The sequence below is a fragment of the Leucobacter faecis genome (assembly GCF_054456695.2).
Genome location: NZ_JBTJER020000050.1, coordinates 1 through 222, shown reverse-complemented (window position 1 = coordinate 222; position 222 = coordinate 1). Strand labels below are relative to the sequence as shown.

Annotated in this window: 1 pseudogene; it reads right to left on the bottom strand. The window is 68.9% G+C overall.

The features are described from left to right. Nucleotides 1-201, bottom strand: a pseudogene (locus tag ACXR2W_RS14210) (hypothetical protein); the annotation flags it as partial. Between the last annotated feature and the right edge of the window lie 21 nt (nucleotides 202-222).

The following is a 222-nucleotide window of genomic DNA, read 5'->3' as shown; positions in this document are numbered from 1 at the left end:
CGCCACCGCCCACACCGACCTGGCCGGCCGCCACACCATACCGGGATCCCACCACCTCGGCCCCCGCACCTCGGGCAACCCCGCCACCATGCGCACATGCCAGCCACCCGCCTCCACACTGCGGTGATGCCACCAACACAACAAAACGCCATTCTCCGTCGTCGTCTTACCACCTGCCGCCCACCCCGTCACATGATGCACCTCACACCACGCCCCCGGCAC